The organism is Geodermatophilus sp. SYSU D01180, from assembly GCF_054050415.1.
Genome location: NZ_JBJGZH010000016.1, coordinates 67,276 through 88,121, shown reverse-complemented (window position 1 = coordinate 88,121; position 20,846 = coordinate 67,276). Strand labels below are relative to the sequence as shown.

At 76.4% G+C, this 20,846-nt stretch carries 21 protein-coding genes; 13 read left to right on the top strand and 8 right to left on the bottom strand.

Going from position 1 to position 20,846, the window contains the following annotated elements; all coding sequences use genetic code 11:
• Positions 1–27: 27 nt before the first annotated feature.
• Positions 28–666 (bottom strand): hypothetical protein, encoded by a 639-nt coding sequence (locus ACI8AA_RS15625; RefSeq protein ID WP_457045315.1) that lies wholly within the window; start codon positions 664–666, stop codon positions 28–30.
• Between the two features lie 31 nt (positions 667–697).
• Positions 698–1,228: a GNAT family N-acetyltransferase gene (locus tag ACI8AA_RS15620; protein WP_457045314.1), complete on the bottom strand. Its 531-nt coding sequence runs from the start codon at positions 1,226–1,228 to the stop codon at positions 698–700.
• 59 nt (positions 1,229–1,287) lie between these two features.
• Between ACI8AA_RS15620 and ACI8AA_RS15615 the strand changes: the two genes are divergently transcribed.
• The 4 genes from ACI8AA_RS15615 (at position 1,288) to ACI8AA_RS15600 (ending at position 4,310) form a co-directional block, all read left to right on the top strand.
• Positions 1,288–1,866, top strand: coding sequence for a class I SAM-dependent methyltransferase (locus tag ACI8AA_RS15615; RefSeq protein ID WP_457045313.1), 579 nt, complete (start codon positions 1,288–1,290; stop codon positions 1,864–1,866).
• A 31-nt stretch (positions 1,867–1,897) separates the two neighbouring features.
• On the top strand, positions 1,898–2,323 hold the full coding sequence (locus ACI8AA_RS15610) for a DUF1801 domain-containing protein (protein WP_457045312.1): 426 nt from the start codon (positions 1,898–1,900) through the stop codon (positions 2,321–2,323).
• Between the two features lie 115 nt (positions 2,324–2,438).
• Positions 2,439–2,645 carry a hypothetical protein gene (locus ACI8AA_RS15605; protein WP_457045311.1) on the top strand — a complete coding sequence of 69 codons (207 nt, stop codon included), beginning with the start codon at positions 2,439–2,441 and terminating at the stop codon, positions 2,643–2,645.
• A 45-nt stretch (positions 2,646–2,690) separates the two neighbouring features.
• Positions 2,691–4,310 (top strand): ABC-F family ATP-binding cassette domain-containing protein, encoded by a 1,620-nt coding sequence (locus tag ACI8AA_RS15600; RefSeq protein ID WP_457045310.1) that lies wholly within the window; start codon positions 2,691–2,693, stop codon positions 4,308–4,310.
• A 67-nt stretch (positions 4,311–4,377) separates the two neighbouring features.
• On the opposite strand, the gene ACI8AA_RS15595 is transcribed toward ACI8AA_RS15600, so the two are convergent.
• Positions 4,378–5,226: a DUF4190 domain-containing protein gene (locus tag ACI8AA_RS15595; RefSeq protein ID WP_457045309.1), complete on the bottom strand. Its 849-nt coding sequence runs from the start codon at positions 5,224–5,226 to the stop codon at positions 4,378–4,380.
• 188 nt (positions 5,227–5,414) lie between these two features.
• Here ACI8AA_RS15595 and ACI8AA_RS15590 point away from each other — a divergent pair, with 188 nt between their 5' ends.
• Complete coding sequence (locus tag ACI8AA_RS15590; RefSeq protein WP_457045308.1) at positions 5,415–5,804, top strand: hypothetical protein; 390 nt, start codon at positions 5,415–5,417, stop codon at positions 5,802–5,804.
• A gap of 129 nt (positions 5,805–5,933) precedes the next feature.
• Here ACI8AA_RS15590 and ACI8AA_RS15585 read toward each other — a convergent pair whose 3' ends face one another.
• On the bottom strand, positions 5,934–7,139 hold the full coding sequence (locus tag ACI8AA_RS15585; protein WP_457045307.1) for an amino acid deaminase/aldolase: 1,206 nt from the start codon (positions 7,137–7,139) through the stop codon (positions 5,934–5,936).
• Positions 7,140–7,244: 105 nt separating this feature from the next.
• Here ACI8AA_RS15585 and ACI8AA_RS15580 point away from each other — a divergent pair, with 105 nt between their 5' ends.
• Positions 7,245–8,564: a D-arabinono-1,4-lactone oxidase gene (locus ACI8AA_RS15580; RefSeq protein ID WP_457045306.1), complete on the top strand. Its 1,320-nt coding sequence runs from the start codon at positions 7,245–7,247 to the stop codon at positions 8,562–8,564.
• A 1-nt stretch (position 8,565) separates the two neighbouring features.
• Positions 8,566–9,162 carry a TetR/AcrR family transcriptional regulator gene (locus ACI8AA_RS15575; protein ID WP_457045305.1) on the top strand — a complete coding sequence of 199 codons (597 nt, stop codon included), beginning with the start codon at positions 8,566–8,568 and terminating at the stop codon, positions 9,160–9,162.
• A 41-nt stretch (positions 9,163–9,203) separates the two neighbouring features.
• On the opposite strand, the gene ACI8AA_RS15570 is transcribed toward ACI8AA_RS15575, so the two are convergent.
• The 3 genes from ACI8AA_RS15570 to ACI8AA_RS15560 form a co-directional block, all read right to left on the bottom strand.
• Complete coding sequence (locus ACI8AA_RS15570) at positions 9,204–10,097, bottom strand: aldo/keto reductase family oxidoreductase (RefSeq protein WP_457045304.1); 894 nt, start codon at positions 10,095–10,097, stop codon at positions 9,204–9,206.
• Between the two features lie 34 nt (positions 10,098–10,131).
• A complete protein-coding gene (locus ACI8AA_RS15565; RefSeq protein ID WP_457045303.1) occupies positions 10,132–11,340 on the bottom strand; it encodes an MFS transporter in 1,209 nt (402 codons plus the stop codon).
• A 149-nt stretch (positions 11,341–11,489) separates the two neighbouring features.
• Positions 11,490–12,671 carry an alcohol dehydrogenase catalytic domain-containing protein gene (locus tag ACI8AA_RS15560; protein ID WP_457045302.1) on the bottom strand — a complete coding sequence of 394 codons (1,182 nt, stop codon included), beginning with the start codon at positions 12,669–12,671 and terminating at the stop codon, positions 11,490–11,492.
• A 604-nt stretch (positions 12,672–13,275) separates the two neighbouring features.
• On the opposite strand from ACI8AA_RS15560, the gene ACI8AA_RS15555 reads away from it, so the two are divergent.
• The 3 genes from ACI8AA_RS15555 (at position 13,276) to ACI8AA_RS15545 (ending at position 16,463) form a co-directional block, all read left to right on the top strand.
• A complete protein-coding gene (locus ACI8AA_RS15555; protein ID WP_457045301.1) occupies positions 13,276–14,289 on the top strand; it encodes a M23 family metallopeptidase in 1,014 nt (337 codons plus the stop codon).
• 151 nt (positions 14,290–14,440) lie between these two features.
• The gene (locus ACI8AA_RS15550) at positions 14,441–15,382 is read left to right on the top strand and encodes a cation diffusion facilitator family transporter (RefSeq protein WP_457045300.1); all 942 of its coding nucleotides are present in this window, start codon (positions 14,441–14,443) and stop codon (positions 15,380–15,382) included.
• Positions 15,383–15,458: 76 nt separating this feature from the next.
• Complete coding sequence (locus ACI8AA_RS15545; protein ID WP_457045299.1) at positions 15,459–16,463, top strand: cytochrome c oxidase assembly protein; 1,005 nt, start codon at positions 15,459–15,461, stop codon at positions 16,461–16,463.
• 58 nt (positions 16,464–16,521) lie between these two features.
• Here ACI8AA_RS15545 and ACI8AA_RS15540 read toward each other — a convergent pair whose 3' ends face one another.
• Complete coding sequence (locus tag ACI8AA_RS15540) at positions 16,522–18,114, bottom strand: MFS transporter (protein ID WP_457045298.1); 1,593 nt, start codon at positions 18,112–18,114, stop codon at positions 16,522–16,524.
• Positions 18,115–18,192: 78 nt separating this feature from the next.
• On the opposite strand from ACI8AA_RS15540, the gene ACI8AA_RS15535 reads away from it, so the two are divergent.
• From ACI8AA_RS15535 to ACI8AA_RS15525, 3 genes are read left to right on the top strand one after another with little or no spacing between them, the layout of a single operon-like run.
• The gene (locus tag ACI8AA_RS15535) at positions 18,193–18,696 is read left to right on the top strand and encodes a metallophosphoesterase family protein (protein ID WP_457045297.1); all 504 of its coding nucleotides are present in this window, start codon (positions 18,193–18,195) and stop codon (positions 18,694–18,696) included.
• Complete coding sequence (locus ACI8AA_RS15530) at positions 18,693–19,919, top strand: MFS transporter (RefSeq protein WP_457045296.1); 1,227 nt, start codon at positions 18,693–18,695, stop codon at positions 19,917–19,919. Before ACI8AA_RS15535 ends, ACI8AA_RS15530 begins: the two co-directional genes overlap by 4 nt.
• A 29-nt stretch (positions 19,920–19,948) precedes the next feature.
• Positions 19,949–20,800 (top strand): putative RNA methyltransferase, encoded by an 852-nt coding sequence (locus tag ACI8AA_RS15525; RefSeq protein WP_457045345.1) that lies wholly within the window; start codon positions 19,949–19,951, stop codon positions 20,798–20,800.
• Positions 20,801–20,846: the final 46 nt, after the last annotated feature.

Below are 20,846 nucleotides of genomic sequence, written 5' to 3'. Positions count from 1 at the left end.
CGGGAGGGTGCCAGCCGGGGGTGACCGTCAGGCGTCCTGCCCGCGCTCGAGCCCCAGCGTGGCGAGCAGGTCCTCGTGCAACTGGATCCACACCGTGTGGCAGGAGTCGACCTCGGGGGAGTCCACCCAGCGCCGCTCGCCGCGGTCGACCCGGGCGAGCGCGGCGGCGTAGCGGTCGGAGTAGCCGTCCAGGCGCTGCAGGCAGCGGGCCGGCGGGTCGGTCACCGCGGCCAGGTCGCGGCCGAGCGTCCCCAGCGCCCGCAGCACCCGCTCGTCCCACCTCCAGTCGGTGTGGTCGTTGGCGGCCATCGGCTCGGTGCGGGTCGGCCGCAGCTGCCAGTCGGTGCACACCTTCCCGAACCTGCGGTTGAGCGGGACGAACCGGCCGTGGGCCTCGGCGACCACGTCCCGCGCGCCGGTCAGCTCCAGCTCCGCGCCCATCCGCCGCTCGTCCTCGGCGCGGCCGGCCTCGGTGAGCGACCACCCGGCGCTGTCGGCGAAGCGGGTGTGGGTGACCCAGCCCCGGGTGGCGTGCTCGATCAGCCGATCCTCGACCTCGTCGCGGTCGAGCCCGAAGCGGGCGGCGATCCGTCCCGGGGAGGCGAAGCCGAGCACCCGGGGGCCGTGCAGCGCGAGGTCGTCGGGGTCGGAGACGTGTGCGGGCACGGGGCCATCCTCGGTCACGGCGCCGCCCCGGTCAGCGCTCCCGGTGCAGGTAGAGCATGTCCTCCGCGTCGGGCTCCGTGGTCAGCGGCGTGAACCCGGCCGCGGCGGCGACCCGCAGGCTCGCCGCGTTGTCCGGCTCGATGCCCAGCACAAACTGCTCGACGTCGGCGGTCTCGGGCGTGGCCACCAGCGCCCGCAGCGCGGCGCTGCCGTGGCCGCGCCCCCGGCACGCCGGGTCGACGACGTAGGCGACGCCCATCGTGCGGCGCGCGTCGGTGGCGAGGACCCGTTCGGCCACCGGGTCCCACGTCGTCCACCGGTCGTAGACGTCCCCGCCGAGCTGGGCGACCGGGCGCCCGGTGTCGTCGAGCGCGACGAAGGAGTGGCTGCGCAGCACCCGGCGCCCGCGGAACTCGTCGGTCCACCGCGTGCTGCGCAGCGCCATCTCCCGCACCGGCCACTCGCGGCCGCCCAGCCGCCGCCGCGTCGCCTCGTCGTCGAACCACGGCGTGACGGCGGGCAGGTGCTCCGGCTCGAAGCGGACCAGCCGGAGGGCGCTCACCCGCCCACCCTCGCCCCGGCCCGGGCGGTGCGCACGTCGTCGCTGCCACACTGCGGCCCGTGCAGGCCGAGGACTGGGACGCGCGATACGCCGAGCGGCAGCAGTGGTCGGGGGAGCCCAACCCGCTGGTCGCCGCACTGGTGGAGGACCTGCCGCCGGGCGACGCCGTCGACCTGGCCGCGGGGGAGGGCCGGCACGCGCTGTGGCTCGCCCGGCGGGGCTGGCGCGTGACCGCCGTCGACTTCTCTGCCACCGGCCTGGCCCGCGGGCAGGCGCAGCCGGACGCCGGCCGGGTCACCTGGGTGACCGCCGACGTGACCACCTGGTCGGCGCCGCCCGCCTCCCTCGACCTGGTGCTGGTCGCCTACCTGCACCTGCCGGACCCGCCGATGACCGACACCCTCCGCCGGGCCGTCGGCTGGCTGCGCCCCGGCGGGCGGTTCCTGCTGCTGGGCCACGACGCCGAGAACGTGCCCGCCGGCGTCGGCGGGCCGCAGGACCCCGCGATCCTGCACAGCACCCGGCGGCTGGCCCCGGTCGCCGGCCTGCTCGACGTCGACCGGCTCGAGCAGGTCCGCCGGGAGACGCCCGACGGCACCGCGCTCGACACCCTGCTCTGGGGACGGCGACCTGCCTGAGACGTCGTCCGGCGGCGCTACCGTCCGGTCCGTGACCGACACCGTCGAGGAGTGGTTCGCCGCCGCCGGGCCGCGCGAGGCGGAGCTGCGCCGGGTCGACGCCCTGGTCCGCGAGGCCGCGCCCGGGCTGGACCGGGAGCTCGTGCCGGCCGGGGCGGGGCGGATGCTCGGCTACGGCCTGCTGCCCTACCGGCCCCGGTCGGCGAGGGAGACCACCCGCTGGCCGCTGGTCGCCCTCGCCGCGCAGAAGCGGCACCTGTCGCTGTACGTGTGCGCCGTCGTCGACGGCGAGTACCTGCCCGAGGCGCGCGCCGCGCGTCTGGGGCGGGTGTCCTGCGGCAAGAGCTGCATCCGGTTCACCTCGCTGGACCGGGTCGACCGGGCCGAGCTCGCCGCGCTGGTGCGCGACGCCGCCGCGGTCACGTCGTCGGGCGGCAACACCTTCTTCGTCTCCTGACCGACACGCCGGGCCGGTCCTCGGCGGGGGACGAAGGTCCCTGTTTAACACCCGTCCCACCCGCCACCGTGGACGCCGTACCCCGCACGGACCGAGCGAGGAGTCCCGCGCGCCCATGACGTCGATCGAGCAGATCCCCGCCGACCCCAGCGTCGAGCAGGCCGTCACGCGCCTCGTGGAGGAGTTCGGCACCCGGCTGCGGCCCCAGGTCGTCGGCAACGTCGTCCGCATGTCCCGGCAGGACCTCAGCGGCGTCCCCGCGACCGCGCTGCCGGAGATGGTGGAGCGGCTGGCCCGGACCCGCCTCCAGTCGGTCGGCTGAGGAGGCCCCGCCGAATCCACTTGCCCGGCCCCGGACGATGTCGGGGTGGGTTACGTCGACGTGAGCGGGGTCCGGTACACGCTGCCGGGCGGCCGGGTGCTGCTGGACGACGTCTCGTTCCGGATCGGCGAGGGCGCCCGCGCGGCGCTGGTCGGCGAGAACGGCGCGGGCAAGACGACGCTGCTGCGGATCGTCGCCGGTGACCTCGTGCCGGAGGCCGGCACCGTCGCGCGCAGCGGCGGCCTCGGCGTCATGCGGCAGTTCATCGGCTCGGTGCGCGACGACACCACCGTCCAGCGCTTCCTCGTCGACCTCTCCGCCCCCGCGGTGCGCGCCGCCTGGGCCGCCGTCGAGGCCGCCGAGCTGGCCCTCATGGAGACCGACGACGAGCCCGCGCAGCTCGCCTACGCCGACGCGCTCGCGCAGTGGGGCGACGCCGGGGGCTACGACGCCGAGGTCACCTGGGACACGGTGACCGTCGCGGCGCTCGGCGTCCCCTACGACCGGTGCAAGTACCGCGAGCTGTCCACGCTGTCCGGCGGGGAGCAGAAGCGGCTGGCGCTCGAGGCGCTGCTGCGCGGGCCCGAGCAGGTGCTGCTGCTGGACGAGCCGGACAACTACCTCGACGTCCCCGGCAAGCGCTGGCTGGAGCAGCGGCTGCTGGAGACCCGCAAGACGGTGCTGTTCGTCAGCCACGACCGCGAGCTGCTCGCCACCGTCGCCGACCGGGTGGTCACCGTCGAGGGCGGGACGGCGTGGGTGCACGGCGGCGGGTGGTCCTCCTATCCCGAGGCCCGCGAGGCGCGGCACGAGCGGATGGCGGAGCTGCGCCGCCGCTGGGAGGAGGAGCACGAGCGCCTCGTCGAGCTGGTCCGCACGCTGCAGCAGCAGGCGGCCAACTCCCCGGACATGGCCTCGCGGTACCGGGCGATGCAGACCCGGCTGGCGAAGTTCGAGGCGGCCGGGCCGCCGCCGGACCGGCCGCCGCAGCAGCAGGTGACGATGCGGCTGCGCGGCGGGCGCACCGGCGTGCGGGCGGTCATGGCCGAGCAGCTCGAGCTGACCGGCCTCATGCAGCCGTTCGACCTGGAGGTCTGGTACGGCGACCGGGTCGGCGTCCTCGGCGCCAACGGCGCGGGCAAGTCCCACTTCCTGCGGCTGCTGGCCGGCCAGGACGTCGCCCACACCGGGTCGTGGCGGCTCGGGGCGCGCGTCGTCCCCGGCTCCTTCGCCCAGACCCACGCGCACCCGGAGTGGCAGGACCGCACGCCGGTGGACCTGCTGTGGCACGGCGAGCCCGGCCGGCCCGGCGTCGACCGCGGGCGGGCGATGGCGGTACTGCGCCGCTACGGGCTCACCGACTCCGCCGACCAGCCGTTCCGGACCCTGTCCGGCGGGCAGCAGGCGCGCTTCCAGGTGCTCGTGCTCGAGCTGTCCGGCGCCACGCTGCTGCTGCTCGACGAGCCCACCGACAACCTCGACGTCCTCTCCGCCGAGGCGCTGGAGGAGGCGCTGGCCGCGTTCGACGGCACCGTGCTCGCGGTGACCCACGACCGCTGGTTCGCCCGCTCCTTCGACCGGTTCCTCGTCTTCGGCGCCGACGGGCGGGTGTACGAGTCCGCCGAGCCGGTGTTCGACGAGACGCGGGTCGTCCGGGCGCGATGAGCACCCGCGAACGGAACCGGCCGGACCTCCGTCGTGGGAGGTCCGGCCGGGGACGAGCGGCGTGGGACTACGGGAGGGCGTAGAAGACGCGGTCGGTCGAGTCGAAGCTCACCGTCGGCTCGACGGACAGCTGCCCGCCCGCGATGGCGGCCGGCGGGACGTCCATGCAGAACTGGAACGTGTCCGAGCCGCCCGGGTTGAGGGTCGGGGCGTCCATGGCGTCGTCGGCCAGGATCGCCGTGCACTCGGCGTCGCTGTACTGGCGGGCGTCGGAACCATGGAAGACGGTGGTCAGGTCGAAGCCGGGCATGCCCTCCGTCGTGCCGGTGTAGGTGACGGTCAGCTGGGTGAGCACGTACTGGCCGGTGGCCGGCTCGTTGTACTCGTAGGCGGCCAGCACGGCTTCGTCGGCGTCGAGCTCCACGGCGTCCACGGTGACCAGGTAGTCGCCGACCTGGGCCGGGACCCCCAGCGGCACGACCTCGTCGGCCGGGGCGGCCTCCTCGGGGGCGGGCTCGAGCAGCCCCGCCGTCCCGCCGTCGGGCAGGACACCTTCGCTGCTGAGCTCCTGGTCGAGGCTGTCGGCGACCTCGTCGACGACGCTGGCGTAGAAGGCCTGCGTCGCGAACACCACGGCGATGGCCACCACCGAGGTGACGAGGCCGGTGATGGCCAGCCCCTTGCCGCGGTGGGTGCCGCGCCGGGCGCGCAGCAGCGCGGGGATGCCCAGGGCCAGGCCGACGACGGCGATCACGGCGGCGACGTTGTTGATGATCGGCACCCAGCTCAGCAGCAGCGCGATGATCCCGAGGACCATCGACGCGACGGCCAGGCCGGCGCCCTTCTGCTGGGGGGCGTACGGCGGCTGGACCGGAGCGTAGGGCTGCTGGTACGGCGCCTGCGGGGGGTGGGACACGGAACGGCTCCTCGCGAGGGCTGGGTGGAATCGGATCGAGACCGTGTCGTTCTTCGGCCGAACTGCCCCGCAAGTGATCCGAACCGCCCGGAGGCGTCTCAGCCGCCGCAGGAGAAGCACCCGTCCCGTCGGGGCGGCCGCGCGTCGGCATCCCGTGCCTGTCAGGCCGTCCTGACGGACGATGGGTCATGGACGTCGACGACCTCGAACGGCGGCACACCCTCGCCAGCGCCGTCCGCCGCTACGACGAGCTGCGCACGCGCGACTCGCTGGCCGACCCCGACGACCCGGCCGGCCCGCGGCCGCTGACCCGCGAGGAGGCGCTGGAGCTGCTGGCGCTGGGCGAGGTGGTCGCCCGGCGGGCGGCCCAGGGGCGCCAGCTCACCGTCCGGACGGCGCGGGCGACCGGCGCGTCGTGGGCGCAGATCGGCCGGGCGCTGGGCGCCACCCGGCAGTCGGCGTGGGAGGCGCACCGGCGCTGGGTCGACGCCCAGGTCGACCACCCGGAGGGCTCGGGCGGGCTCACCGAGGAGGAGGCCGCCGAGGCGCGGGCCCTCCTCGCCAACGACGCCGACTGAGGCGCTCCCCAGGGACGGCAGGAATGGCCATCTCTGCCGCCTCGGCCAGTCGATCACCGGACGTGTGCACGGTCGGCCGGCGTGTCCGACCGTGTCGCGGGCACGCGTCCGATGATCACGTCGGGGGGCTCAGCCGAAGGCGTGGCCCTCGCCGCGGTAGGTGGGAACGGCGCCGGTGAGCCGGTCGCCGGCCAGCGTGTGCAGGACGTCGACGTGCTCGCACAGCTCGCCGGCCTTGGCGTGCCGGAACCAGACGCGGTCACCGACGGCGAGCCCGTCGGCATCCGGACCGCGCAGCGGCGTCTGCACCTCCCCGGCGCCCTCGGTGCCGAGCACCCGCAGCCGGGCCGGGTGCACCGGGCGCGGCAGCCGGTCGGCGCCGGGCGGTCCGGAGGCGATCCACCCGCCGCCCGCGACGGTCACCGTCCCGGGGGCGGGGCGGCGGGTCACCGGCAGCGCGAACAGCAGTGCCGGGCGGCCGCGGAAGGCGCGGTACCCGTCGAACAGCGTCGGCTGGTACAGCCCCGAGCCCGCGGCGACCTCGGTGACCGACGGGTCGGCCGCGGTCCGCTCCAGGCTCCCGGTGCCGCCGCCGTTGACGAACGCCAGCGGCGCGACGGCGGAGACGGCGGCCACCGCGGCGGCCCGCCGGGCGGTCAGCTCCCGCACCGACAGCGCCTGCACCCCGCGCACCGCCAGGCCGCGCAGCGGGCGCCCGGGCGGCGCGTCGGGCACGCCGGCGACCTGCGCCTCGTAGGCCATGAGCCCGACCAGGGCGAAGCCGGGCCGGTCGCACACCGCCCGGGCCAGCGCCGCGGCGGCCGCCGGGTCGTGCACCGGCGACCGGCGCACCCCCACGTGCAGCCGCCCGGCCCGCAGCGACGCGTCGAGGTCCAGGCAGATCCGCACCGGCGGCCGCGAGCCGGGCCGCGCCACCGCGTCGACGACGTCGAGGTGGTCGGGGGAGTCGGCCATCAGCGTCACCCGCGCGGCGAGCGCAGGGTCGGCCACCAGCGCGCGCAGCGCCGCGCGGTCCACCGAGGGGTAGGCGACGACGACGTCGTCGGACACCGGGTCCTCGCCCCCGGCCAGCCACAGCGCCTCGGCCAGTGTGTAGGCGAGCACGCCGGCGAAGCCGGGCCGGGCCAGTGCCCGCCGCAGCACCGCGCGGCTGCGCACCGACTTGCTCGCCACCCGGACCGGGCGCCCGCCGGCGCGGCGGACCAGGTCGGCGGCGTTCGCGTCCAGCGCGTCGAGGTCCAGGACGGCCAGCGGCGGGTCGAGGTCCGCGGTCGCCCGGTCCAGCCGGGCCCGCGCTGCGGCCGGGGAGGTCATGGCGCGGCAGCATCCTCGCGGACCGTCGAGTGGGTCAAGCGTCCCAGTCGCTTGACCCGGTCCAGCGGGCACGGGACGCTGCCGCCCACCAGCGGAGGAGGCGGCGTGGGCACCTGGCGCAACTGGGCCGGCAACCAACGGGCGGACGGCGTGACCGTCGTGCACCCGGCGGGCACGGAGGAGATCGCCGCCGCGGTGCAGGACGCCGCCGCCGCGGGCCGCCGGGTCACCGCCCTGGGCAGCGGCCACTCGTTCACCGGCATCGGCCGCCCGGAGGACGTCGGGTTGGCGCTGGACCGGCACGCGGGCCTGGTCGGCGTCGACGACGCCGGGCTGGTCACCGTGCAGGCCGGCATGCCGCTGCACCGGCTGAACGTGGAGCTGGCCGCCCGCGGCTGGGCGCTGACCAACCTCGGCGACGTCGACCGGCAGACCGTCGCCGGCGCGATCTCCACGGGCACCCACGGCACCGGCGCCCGGTTCGGCGGGCTGGCGACGCAGGTGCGCGGGCTGGAGCTCGTCACCGCCGACGGGTCGGTCCTGCGCTGCTCGCCCGACGAGCACCCCGACGTGTTCTCCGCCGCGCGGGTCGGCCTGGGCGCCCTCGGCGTGCTGAGCACCGTGACCCTGCAGGCGGTGCCGGCGTTCGCGCTGCGCGCCGAGGAGGGCCCCGCCGCGCTGCCGGACCTGCTGGCCGACTTCGACGGCTTCACGTCCTCGACCGACCACGTCGAGTTCTACTGGTTCCCGCACACCGACCGGTGCCGGACCCTGCGCAACACCCGGGTGCCGCTGGCCGAGGTCGCGCCGCTGGGCCGGGCACGCGCGTTCTGGGACGACCAGGTGCTGGCCAACGCCGGCTTCGCCGCCGTCGTCGCCGCGGGCCGCCGGGTGCCCGCGCTGGTGCCGCCGCTGGCCCGCGTCTGTGCCGGCGGGTGGGGCGGGCGCACGTACACCGACGTCGCGCACCGGGTGTTCGTGTCCCGCCGGCGGGTGCGGTTCCGGGAGACGGAGTACGCGCTCCCGCGGGAGGCGGCCCCGGCCGTGCTGGCGGAGCTGCGGCGGGTGGTCGACGCCGGCCCGCACCGGGTGCCGTTCCCGGTGGAGGTGCGCGTCGCCGCCGCCGACGACGTCCCGCTGTCCACCGCCTACGGCCGCGACACCGCCTACGTCGCCGTCCACGTGCCCGCCCGCAGCGAGCCCGGCGGGTACTTCGCGGCGTTCGAGGCGATCGCGCTGGCCGCCGGCGGGCGCCCGCACTGGGGCAAGGAGCACGGCCTGGACGCCGCGGCGCTGGCGCAGCGGTACCCGCGGTTCGAGGAGTTCGCCGCGCTGCGCGCGCGGCTGGACCCCGCCGGGGTGTTCGCCAACGCCCACCTCGCCCGGGTCCTCGGCCCGGCCGGGCAGCCCGCCGGGCTGGCCTGAGGTGCCGCGGCTGCCGGCCGCGCAGCGGCGCGCGGCCCTGGTGGAGGCGGCGCTGCGGGTGATGGCCCGGGACGGCCTGGCCGCCGGCACCACCCGCGCGGTCGTCGCCGAGGCGGGGATGCCGCTGGCCGCCTTCCACTACGCCTTCTCCTCGCGCGACGAGCTGCTGCGCGAGCTGGTCACCCGCGTGGTCGGCCGCGAGCTGGCCGCCGCCACCGCCGGGCTGGACCCGGCCGCGGGCCTGGCCGGCTGCCTGCGCGCGGCCGCCGCCGGCTACCTCGACCACCTCGAGCGCGAGCCCGGCGCCGAGGCGCTGATGCTGGAGCTGACGCTGCACGCGGTGCGCGACCCGGCGCTGCGGCCGGTGGCGGCCGCGCAGTACCGCGCCTACACCGCGGCGGCGACCCGCCTGCTGGAGGAGGCCGCCGCCGCGACCGGCGCCACCTGGCGGCGGCCGGTGCCGGAGCTGGCCCGGCTGCTGGTCACCGTCGTCGACGGCGCGACGACGACCTGGCTGGTCGACCGCGACACCGCCGCCACCCGCGCGGTGCTCGAGGCCGCGGTCGACCAGCTCGTGGCACACGCCGCCGGGCCCTGAGCGGCGGAGATGGCCATTTCTGCCGCTCGGGGCCCGGCGGGTCAGAGGTCGACGTCGGGCTCGCCGGTGCCGCCGATGCGGTCGAGCTCCGCCATCTCCAGCGGCCCCAGGACCCGCGCGCCGGCCTGCAGGTTCTCCTCGAGGTGTGCCACCGACGACGTCCCCGGGATCAGCAGGACGTTGGGGGAGCGGGCCAGCAGCCACGCCAGCGCCACCTGCATCGGCGTGGTCTCCAGCCGCCGCGCGACCGTCTCCAGCGCCGCGGACTGCAGGGGCGTGAACCCGCCGAGCGGGAAGAAGGGCACGTAGGCGACGCCCTCGCGGGCGAGCGCGTCGAGCATCGGGTCGTCGTCGCGGTGCACGAGGTTGTAGTGGTTCTGCACGCACACCACCGGCGCGATCGACCGCGCCTCGGCGTACTGCTGCGTCGTCACGTTGGACACGCCCAGGTGGCGGATCAGGCCCTGCTGCTGCAGGTCGGCCAGCGCCTCGAACGGCTCGGCCAGCGAGCGCTCCACCGGCGCGGCGAACCCGGGCATGCGCAGGTTGACCACGTCGAGCACGTCGACGCCGAGGTGGTCGAGGTTGTCGTGCACGGCCTGCTTGAGCTCGTCGGCGGACAGCGCCTCGGGCCACGCGCCGTCCGGCGTCCGGCGGGCGCCGACCTTGGTGACGATCGTCAGCTGCTCGGGATAGGGGTGCAGCGCCTCGCGGATGACCTCGTTGGTCACGTGCGGGCCGTAGTAGTCGCTGGTGTCGACGTGGTCCACGCCCAGCTCCACCGCCCGGCGCAGGACGGCGACGGCGGCCTCCCGGTCGGCCGGCGGGCCCATGACGTGCGGGCCGGCCAGCTGCATCGCGCCGTAACCGATGCGGTGGACCGGCCGGTCCCCGAGCGTGAACTGTCCCGACCTCTCGGCCGTCGGAGTCGTCATGCCCGCCTCCTACCCGGGGAGGCCGGGAGAACCCTCAGGCGGCCAGCCGGCTGCCGACCTCCGCGTGCCACCGGCCGACGTCGGCGGTCACCCGGGCGGTCTCGCGCCGGTCGGCCCGCCGGGCGACCAGCGCCAGGCCACTGCCCAGGAGCGCCAGGCCCGCGCCCACCCACATCGGCGCGGTGTAGCCCAGGCCGAGGGAGATGACCAGCGCGCCCAGCGCCGCGCCCACCGCGTTGGCCACGTTGAACGCCGCCTGGTTGGCCGCCGACACCAGGCTGCCGCCGGAGACCCGCGCGGCCACGATCACGCCGTTCTGCACGACCGGGCCCATCGCGAAGGCGACCGTGCCGAACAGCACCAGCAGGACGACGGCGGCCGCGGGGGTGCGGGCGAGGAAGGCGAACGCGGCCAGCAGCACCGCGGTGGCGAGCAGCCCGACGACGACGAACGTCCAGCCGAACCGGTCGCCGAGGCGGCCGCCGGCCAGCGTGCCGACGGTGGTGCCGACGCCGAACAGCGCCAGCACGGGCGTCACCCAGCCCTCGGGCAGGCCGGCCAGGTCGGTGAGGATCGGGCTGACGTAGCTGTAGACGGCGAACAGCGCGGCGAAGCCGACCATCGTCAGGCCGAGCACCAGCCACACCTGGGGACGGCGGAAGGCGGCCAGCTCGGCGCGCAGGTCCCCGCGCTCCCCGGTGCCGGCGGGCAGCCAGGTCAGCAGCCCGGCGATCGTCACCAGCCCGATGCCGGCGATCGCGCCGAGCACCAGCCGCCAGCTCAGCTGCTGGGCGACGAACGTGCCGAGCGGGACGCCGACGACGTTGGCCAGCGTCAGCCCGACCATCATCAGCGAGATCGCCTGGGTGGCCCGCTCCGGCGGGACCAGCCGCCGCGCGGCCACCGCGCCCACGCCGAAGAACGACCCGTGCGCCAGGGCGGTCAGCACCCGCGCCGCGGCGAGGGTCTCGTAGGTGGGCGCCACCGCCGACAGCGCGTTGCCGACGACGAACACGACCATCAGCGCGACCAGCGTCTGTCGCGGGGAGAACCGGACGCCGAGCGCGGTGAGCGTCGGCGCGCCGAGGACGACGCCGGCCGCGTAGGCCGAGATGAGCAGGCCGACGGCGGACACCGAGACCCCGAGGCCGCCGGCGATCTCGGGCAGCATGCCCATCACGACGAACTCGGTGGTGCCGATGCCGAAGGCGCCGATGGCGAGCGCGAGCAGACCGCGGGGCACGGGGGACTCCAGGAGGGACGACGGCGGACGGGGAGCGTGCGGACGTCGTCGTCCGTGCTGGGTCCTGCGGGGGGACTACCTACCGATGGGCAAGGCACCGGCCGCGCGGGACATGCCCCGCGCGGCCGGTGGGTGTGCTCACACCCGGGTCAGGGCTGCAGCAGCACCTTGACCGCGCCGTCCTTCTTCTCGCGGAAGTCGGCGTAGGCCTGCGGCGCCTGCTCCAGCGGCACCCGGTGGGTGGCGAAGTCGTCGACGCCGAGCGGGTCGCCGTCGACCAGCAGCGGGAGGATGTCGGGCACCCAGCGCCACACGTTGGCCTGGCCCATCCGCAGCTGGATCTGCTTGTCGAACATCCGCATCAGCGGCAGCGGGTCGGTGGCGCCGCCGTAGACCCCGGACAGCGAGATGGTGCCGCCGCGGCGGACCGCGTCGATGGCGGTGTTCAGCGCGGCCAGCCGGTCGATGCCGGCGACCTGCATGACCTTCTCCATGATCGCGTCCGGGACGACCGCGGTCGCCTTCTGCGCGATCTGCGCCAGCGGCGAGCCGTGCGCCTCCATGCCCACGGCGTCGATCACCGCGTCGGCCCCGCGGCCGGCGGTCGCGTCCTGGATCTGCCGGACGACGTCGTCCTTCTTCGTCGAGCGGATGACGTGCGTGCCGCGGGCGGTGGCCCGCTCGAGCCGCTCCGGGACGACGTCGGAGGCGTACACGTTCTCGATGCCCAGGTGGTGGGCGATCCGGGTGCACATGTCGCCGATCGGCCCCAGGCCCAGCACGAGCAGCGTGCCGCCGGGCGGCGTCGCGGCGTACTGCACCGCCTGCCAGGCGGTGGGCAGGACGTCGGAGAGGTAGACGAAGCGGTCGTCCGGCGGGCCGTCCGGGACCTTGATCGGCAGGGTGTTGCCGAAGGGCACCCGCAGGTACTCGGCCTGGCCGCCGGGCACCTGCCCGTAGAGCTTGGTGTAGCCGAACAGCGAGGCGCCGAAGCCCTGGTCGCGGTTCTGGGTGGTCTCGCACTGCGACTGCAGGCCCTGCGAGCACATCCAGCAGGTCCCGCAGGAGATGTTGAACGGGACGACGACGCGGTCACCGGGCTTCACCGCCGTCACCGCGGAGCCGACCTCGCGGACGATCCCCATCGGCTCGTGGCCCATGACGTCGCCCTTGGTCATGAACGGCGCCATCACCTCGATCAGGTGCAGGTCGGACCCGCAGATGCCGCTCGAGGTGATCTCGACGACGACGTCGGTGTCCTCCTGCAGCGTGGGGTCGGGGACGGTGTCCACCTGTACGTCGGCACGTCCGTGCCAGGTCACTGCGCGCACGAGATCCTCTCCTCGGGTCGTCGGCCGGAAGCGCTGTCGATCGGGCTGTCCAGGGGCCTCGTGCCCGGTGTGGGCCTCCTCGCCCCTCGTTCAACGCTCAACCGGCGTGTTGATCACGGTGCGTCACGTCAGTTCGACGCACCGTCGAATGACACCCGTGCAGCTCGGTGACCCGGGTCACGCATTTGGCCCTCCATACCCAGGTCGTCAGATCACGTAACGGTCACGGCGTGTTTACATGGGCCCCGCCCGCTCCCCCGGGCACAGCACGACGTCCCTGTCCCCGACGGAAGTCAGGTGCATGACCGAGCTCCACCCGGACCGCCTCCTCGACGGAGGGACGGCCGCGCAGTCCGCGGCCGGCACCCCCCTCCGGAAGGCAGCGGCAGCGTCGCCCGACGGGCGACCCGCCGACGCCGCGACGACGGCCCCGCGGCCCACCCCGTACCGACGTCAGGGGGAGACGTCGCCGAGCGGGGACCGCACCGAGTCCCGATCCCAGTCCCGCCCCGCCCGCCGTCCGAGCCCCCGGCCGCGGCCCACGCCGTCGCCGCGGACCTCGCCCGAGGCGACCGCCGTCGAGACGCCTGCTCCCGCGACCCCGGTGGCCGGCCTCGAGGCCCGCACCGTCGTCACCGGGACCGAGCCCGCCCCGGCTCCCGAGGCCGCCGAGCCCGCCGAGGTCCTCGCCGTCGCCGTTGCCGTCGCCGACGCCGCCGAGCTGGTCGAGGCCGCCGACGCCCAGGCGCTGGCCGCCGTCACCGCCGCGGGCGCCGACGACACCGCCGCCGTCGAGCCCGAGGGGGCCGACGCCGCAGAGGAGCGCGTCCCGGTCACCGTCGTCGCCGGCCACGGCCGGCACCGGGCGCTGGCCCGGCTGCGGCAGCTGCCGCGCCGCCGGCCCGCCTTCTACCTCGCCGCCGCGCTGGTCGGCGCCGTCGGGATCGGCTCCTTCTCCGCGGGGGACCGCGTCGCCCAGGCCGACGGTCCGGAGGCGGTCAGCTCCTCGGTCAGCGTGGCCGAGGAGCTCGGCATCGCCGACCAGGACCTCCCCGCGGCCGCCGAGGTCGCGACCCTGCGCTCGGAGGCCACCCTGCTCGGCGCGGTCACCGCCAGCCGCAACGCCCGCGAGGCGCAGGAGGCCGCCGCGGCGCAGGTCCAGGCCGACGCCGACCGTGCCGCCCAGGAGGCCGCCGCGGCCGCGGCCGCCGAGGCCGCCCGGCCCAGGACCGTGCTGCCGGTCAGCGGGGCGCGGCTCACCAGCGGCTTCGGCGCCCGCTGGGGCACGCTGCACGCCGGCATCGACCTCGCCGCGCCCATCGGCACGCCGGAGTACGCGGCCGCCGACGGCGTCGTCCTCGAGGCCGGCCCCGCCAGCGGCTTCGGCCTCGCGGTGTACATCCAGCACGAGAACGGCGACGTCACCGTCTACGGGCACATGGAGGAGATCCTCGTGCAGCCCGGCCAGGTGGTCCGCGCCGGCGACACCATCGCGCTGCTGGGCAACCGCGGTCAGTCGACCGGCCCGCACCTGCACTTCGAGGTGCACGTCGGCGGCATCGACGGCGAGCGGATCGACCCGCTCCCGTGGCTGCGGGACCGCGGCGTCGCGATCTGAGCAAGGACCCCGCTGCCCCCCCGCCTCGCGAGCTCGGCGCGGGCCCCTGCAGCGGGGCCGTTCCAGCCCGTCACACGACACACGCCCCCTCCCGGCAGGTCCGGGCAGGGGGCGCGTGCCGTCGGAGGACACTGGAGGGGGAGGTGGGCCGATGGGAGCCGGGCACGCACACGGCCGTGCACACGGACACGCGCACGGGCACGCCACCGCCGCGGCGGCCTCGCGGGGGCGGCTGGCGGTCGTCCTCGGGCTCACCCTCGCCGTCCTCGTCGCCGAGGTCGTCGGGTCGCTGGTCTCCGGCTCGCTGGCCCTGCTCGCCGACGCGGGCCACATGGCCACCGACGCGCTCGGCGTCGGCCTCGCCCTCGGGGCGGTGACGCTGGCGCAGCGCCCCGCCCGCGGGCGGCGCACCTTCGGCTGGCAGCGGGTGGAGATCCTCGCCGCGGTGGCCAACGGGCTGCTGCTGGCCGGCGTCGCGGTGTTCGTCCTCGTCGAGGCGGTGCGGCGGATCGGCGACCCGCCCGAGATCACCTCCGGGGTCGTCCTCGCCGTCGCCGCCGGGGGCCTGGCCGCCAACCTCGCCGGGCTGGCGCTGCTGCACCGCGGCCGCCGGGGGTCGCTCGCCGTCCGCGGCGCGCACCTCGAGGTGCTCGGCGACGCGCTGGGCTCGGTGGCCGTCCTCGTCGCGGCCGGCGTGATCGCGCTGACCGGGTGGACACCGGCCGACACGATCGCCGCGCTGCTCATCGGCTGCCTGGTGCTGCCCCGGGCGTGGGCGCTGCTGCGCGAGTCCCTCGACGTCCTGCTGGAGGCCGCGCCCCGCGACGTCGACCTCGACCAGGTGCGCGCGCACGTCCTCGGGGTGCCCGGCGTCATCGGCGTCCACGACCTGCACGCCTGGACGATCACCTCCGGCCTGCCGGTGCTGTCCGCGCACGTCGTCGTCACCGACGAGGCCCTGGCGGCGGGGCACGGCGGCCGCGTGCTCGACGCGCTGTGCGCCTGCCTCGGCGACCACTTCGACGTCCCGCACTGCACCTTCCAGATCGAGGCCGAGGCGCACGCCGGCCACGAGGCCCCCGTCCACGACTAGAAGGACCACCCTTCCCCCCACGCCTCGCACGCTCGGCGCGGGACCCTGAAGGGCGGCCGTTCCATCACGTCACCTGGTGGGACAGTGGACGAGTACGTCGGACGGTCTGGAGGCGCAGGTGGAGCACGGGCACCACTCGGGCATGTGGGTGCCCGACGAGCCACCCACGTGGGGACGGGTCTTCCTGCCCCACCTGGACGCGTGGTCGGTGCTGCCGGTCCTCGCCCTGCTCGGCGTGCTGGCCTACCTGGCCGGCCTGGTCCGGCTGCGCCGCTCGGGCGTGGCCTGGCCGTGGTGGCGCGCGGCGTCCTGGGTGGCCGGCTGCCTGTCGCTGTTCGCCGTCACCGGGACCTGGCTCAACGGCTACAGCATGGTGCTGTTCAGCGTGCACATGGCGCAGCACATGGTGCTGTCCATGGTCGCGCCGCTGCTCCTGCTGCTCGGCCGGCCGGTGACGCTGGCGCTGCGGTCACTGCCACGGGGCAGGGGAGTGGCCGGCGTCCCGCGGGCGCTGCTGCTCGACGCCCTGCACAGCCGGGTCGCGCGCTTCCTCTCGCACCCGCTGTTCACGCTGCCGCTGTTCCTGGTCAGCCTCTACGGCGTCTACTTCACGCCGATCTTCGACGCGCTGATGGGCGACCCGGTCGGCCACCAGTTCATGCTCGCCCACTTCACGGTGACCGGGCTGCTGTTCTTCGGCCCGATCCTCGCCCAGGACCCGTGGCCCCGGCAGGTGGGTCACGCCGGCCGCATGCTCGAGCTGCTGATCCCGATGCCGCTGCACGCCTTCTTCGGCGTCGCGATCATGATGTCGACGTCGCTGGTGGTGCGGACCTTCGCCGACCCGCCCGCCGGCTGGGGCGTCGACCCGCTCGCCGACCAGAACGCCGCCGGCAGCATCGCGTGGTCCTTCGGCGAGCTGCCGACCGTCCTCGTCCTCGTCGTCGTCCTGTTCAGCTGGATGGGCTCCGAGGAGCGCCGCGGCCGCCGGATGGACCGCGTCGCCCGGCGCACCGACGACGCCGAGCTCGAGGCCTACAACGCGCGCCTGAAGCAGCTCGCCGCCCGCTCCGGCTCCTGAACGCGGCACCGCCCGCGTCCCCGGGCGGGGACGCGGGCGGTGCGCTGCGGAGGGACGGTCAGCCGACGTGCACGGCGACGTCGCCGGCCGGCAGGTCCTCCTTGGTGGCCTTGATGAGGACCGCGGCCACCAGCGCGCCGACGACGAGCAGCGCGGCCGCCCAGGTGAAGGCGGTGGTGTAGCCCTCGACCTGGCCCTGCAGGCCGACCGCCGGGTCCTGCGGGTTCGCTCCCGAGGTCAGCGCGTCCGCGGTGTAGGCGCTGATCGCGCCCACCGACAGCGAGGCCAGGACGGCGGTGCCGATCGAGGCGCCGACCTGCTGGGTGGCGTTGAGCATCGCGCTCGCCGCCCCCGCGTCGTGCTCGCCGGCGCCGACCAGCGCCAGGTTGGACAGCGGCACGAAGGTGAAGCCCAGGCCCAGGCCGAGCAGCAGCTGGCCGGGGAAGGGCAGCTCCCAGAAGCCGGTGTCCAGGCCGACGAACGACAGCGTGAACAGCCCGCCCGCGGCGAGCAGGCCGCCGAGCACCATGAGCGGCTTCGGGCCGACCCGCGGCACCAGCGCGCTGGCCGCGCCGGCCGAGATGAACACGCCCAGCGTCGTCGGCAGCGAGGCGACGCCCGCGACGACCGGCTCGTAGCCGAGCACCTGCTGGAAGTACAGGCTCAGGAAGAAGAACGCCCCGATGAGCCCGGCGCCGACCAGCGTCGAGGTCAGGTAGGCGCCGCCGCGGTTGCGGTCGAGCACGATGCGCATCGGCAGCAGCGGGTTGCGGGTCCGCAGCTCCAGCAGCACGAACAGCGCCACCAGGACCAGGCCCGCGACGATGAACACCCACGCCAGGCCGTCGGCCCACCCGGACTCGGGGGACACGAGGGTGGTGCTGCCCTGCGCGGCGGCCTGCGCGTTGGCGGCCGCGGCCTCGGCGGCGTTGGTCTGCGAGGCCTCGGCCACCCGGGTGAAGCCGTAGACGATCGAGGCGAGGCCGAGGGTGACCAGCACGGCGCCGGGGATGTCGTACCTGGTGTCCCCGGGCGCCCGGCTCTCCGGGACGATCGGGATCGCCAGGACGACGGCGAGCAGCGCGACCGGCAGGTTCACCCAGAAGCACCAGCGCCAGTCGGCGTACTCGGTGAGGACGCCGCCGAGCAGCAGGCCCACCGCCGACCCGCCGCCGGCGATCGCGCCGTAGACGCCGAACGCCTTGGCGCGCTCCTTCGGGTCGGTGAACAGCACGGTGAGCAGCGCGAGCGAGGCCGGCGCCAGCAGCGCGCCGAAGACCCCCTGCAGCGCGCGGGCGCCGAACAGCATCGCCTCGTTCTGCGCGATGCCGCCGAGCGCCGAGGCGATGGCGAAGCCGGCCGCGCCGACCAGGTAGGTGCGCTTGCGGCCCCAGAAGTCGGCGATGCGGCCGCCGAGCAGCAGGAAGCCGCCGAAGGTGAGGGTGTAGGCGGTGACGATCCACTGCTGGGTCGCGGCCGAGATGCCGAGGTCGGCCGACACCGCCGGTAGTGCGATGTTGACGATCGTGGCGTCGAGGATGACCAGCAGGACGGTCATCGCGATGACGCCGAGGGCGAGCCAGCGCTTCTCGTAGGGCGCCGCGGCCGGGGTGTCCGGCCCGGCGGCAGGGGTGGACGACGGGTGGGTCATGGGGTCCTCAGGGAGTGGTGAGCAGGGGCCGAGGTCGTCGGCCGAGGGAGCAACCTAGCCCCCTGCGACCATGGGGTCGTGTCCGTCTCGCTGGTGGTGACCGCCGACACGCACCTCCCGAAGCGGGCCCGTGACCTGCCGCATTCCCTCTGGGCCGCCATCGAGGCCGCGGACCTCGTCGTGCACGCCGGCGACTGGGTCGACGTCGCGCTGCTCGACGCCCTCGAGTCCCGCGCCCGGGCCGTGCTCGCGGTGTACGGCAACAACGACCACGGTCCGCTGCGCGAGCGGCTGCCGGAGGTGGCGCGCGCCGAGGTGGGCGGGCTGCGGGTCGCCGTCGTCCACGAGACCGGTGACGCCAAGGGGCGCGAGCGCCGCTGCGCCGCGCGCTTCCCGGACACCGACGTGCTGTTCTTCGGCCACAGCCACATCCCGTGGGACACCACCGCGGACACCGGCCTGCGGCTGGTCAACCCCGGCTCGCCCACCGACCGGCGCCGGCAGCCGCACGGCACCTTCGTCACCGCGGTCGCCGACGGCGGCGTGCTCACCGAGGTGGTCTTCCACCCGGTCGCCCGGTGACGGCCCTCCCGCCGGCGTCCCCGCCCGCCGCCCGCTGGCGCCACCTGGCCGTCGGCCTGACCGGACTGGTCGCCGCCTGCGCGGCGCAGAACGGGATGCCGTTCCTCACCCTGGCGCTGCGGGAGGAGGGGCTGACGCTGCCGCAGGCCGGCCTGCTGGTCGCCGCGCCCACCGCCGGCCTGGTGTGCGCGCTGTTGCTCTGGGGCGTGCTGGCCGACCGGTACGGCGAGCGGCTGGTGCTCTCCGCCGGGCTCGCGGTCGCCGCCGGGGCGCTGACCGGCGCCGCACTGGCCGACGCCGCCGTGCCCACCGGCCTGTGGCTGCTGCTGGCCGGGGCGGGCAGCGCGTCGGTGCACGCGGCCAGCGGCCGGCTGGTGCTCGGCTGGTTCCCGCCGGAGCAGCGCGGGCTGGCGATGGGCGTCCGGCAGGCCGGCCAGCCGCTGGGCGTGGGCCTCGCCGCCCTGACGCTGCCGCGGCTGGCCGCCGACGGCCCCGGCGGCGCCTTCGCCTTCCTCGCCGCCGGCTGCGCGGTCACCGCCGTCCTCGTCGGCCTGCTCGTCCGCGACCCGGCCCGGCCGCCGCGCACCGACGGTGCCCCGCGGCCCGCCTCGCCCTACCGCAGCCCGGTGCTGTGGCGGGTGCACGCGGCCAGCACCCTGCTCGTCGTGCCGCAGTTCGCCGTCGCCGGGCTGGCCTTCGACTGGCTGGTGCGCGGCGCCGGCTGGAGCGCGGCCGGCGCCGGGACGCTGCTGGCGGTCGCGCAGGCCGGCGGGGTCGCCGCGCGGCTCGGCGCGGGCGCGTGGTCGGACCGGGTGGGCAGCCGGCTCGGGCCGCTGCGGCACGTCGCGGGGGCGGTGGCCGTCGTCGTCGGGCTGCTCGCCGCGGTCGCGGCCCTGACGCCGGACCTCCTCGGCCCGGGGGCCGCCGCGGCGGCGGTGGCGCTGGCCGCGGTCGCCACGGTGAGCCCGAACGGGGTGGCGTTCACCTCGGTGGCCGAGCAGGCCGGCAGCGCCTGGGCCGGGCGCGCGCTGGGCGCGCACAACACCGCGCAGAACCTGGCGGCCGCGCTGACCGTCCCGCTGGCGGCGCTGCTCGCCGACGGCGGACCCGGCTACCCGGCGGCGTTCGCGCTCGGCGCGGCCGCCGCCGCGGCCGCCGTCGCCGTCGTGCCCGCCCGGACGGCCGAGCCGGCGCCGCCCCCGGTCACGGTCGGTGCGCCGTGAGCCGGTGGCGGCCCTGGCCGCCGCGGGCGGTGGCAGTGCTGGCCTGTCCCGTCTGCGGCGCGGAGCTGGCCGCGCTCGCCGGCGACGCCGGCCTGCGCTGCCCGGCCGGCCACTCCTTCGACCGCGCCCGGCAGGGCCACGTGACGCTGCTGCCGCCGGGCCACACGCCGCCGACCGGGGACACCGCGGCGATGGTCGCCGACCGCGCGGAGGTGCTCTCCGCCGGGACCTACGCCGGGCTCACCCGGGTCCTGGCCGCCGCGGTCGCCGCGGGGGAGGGGCCGGTGGACGCCGTCCTGGACCTCGGCGGGGGCACCGGGCACCACCTGGCGGGCGTGCTGGACGCGCTGCCGGGCGCCGTCGGCGTGGTGCTCGACTCCTCGCGGTACGCGGCCAGGCGGGCGGCCGGTGCCTCGCCGCGGGCGCTCGCCGTCGTCGCCGACACCTGGGCCCGGCTGCCGGTCCGCGACGCCGCCGTCGACCGGGCGATGGTGGTGTTCGCCCCGCGGAACGGCCCGGAGACCGCGCGGGTGCTGCGCCCCGGCGGCCGGCTGGTGGTCGCCACCCCGGCGCCCGAGCACCTCGCCGAACTGGTCGGGCCGCTGGGGCTGCTGCGGGTGGACCCGGAGAAGGAGGCCCGGCTGTCCGCGGCCCTGGAGCCGCACCTCGTGCCGGCCGGGCGCGTGCGGCACCGGGAGGAGCTGGAGCTCGACCGCCGCACCGTGACCACCGTCGTGGGGATGGGGCCGCACGCCCGGCACCTGACCTCGGAACGGCTGGCCGCCGCGGTCGCCGCCCTGCCGGAGCGCGTGCGGGTGACCCTCGCGGTCGACGTCACCACCTGGACCCCGCCCGCACACGCAGGAGGGGCCCGGCCGTGACGGCCGGGCCCCTCCTGTGCGACTGGACGCAGGGCTCCCGATGTCC

Bases quoted from the DNA above. Each gene is read 5' to 3' on its own strand.
- ACI8AA_RS15605 (WP_457045311.1), top strand. From the start codon at position 2,439: ATGACGTCGATCGAGCAGATCCCCGCCGACCCCAGCGTCGAGCAGGCC.
- ACI8AA_RS15590 (WP_457045308.1), top strand. From the start codon at position 5,415: ATGGACGTCGACGACCTCGAACGGCGGCACACCCTCGCCAGCGCCGTC.
- ACI8AA_RS15585 (WP_457045307.1), bottom strand. From the start codon at position 7,139: ATGACCTCCCCGGCCGCAGCGCGGGCCCGGCTGGACCGGGCGACCGCG.
- ACI8AA_RS15570 (WP_457045304.1), bottom strand. From the start codon at position 10,097: ATGACGACTCCGACGGCCGAGAGGTCGGGACAGTTCACGCTCGGGGAC.
- ACI8AA_RS15550 (WP_457045300.1), top strand. From the start codon at position 14,441: ATGGGAGCCGGGCACGCACACGGCCGTGCACACGGACACGCGCACGGG.
- ACI8AA_RS15540 (WP_457045298.1), bottom strand. From the start codon at position 18,114: ATGACCCACCCGTCGTCCACCCCTGCCGCCGGGCCGGACACCCCGGCC.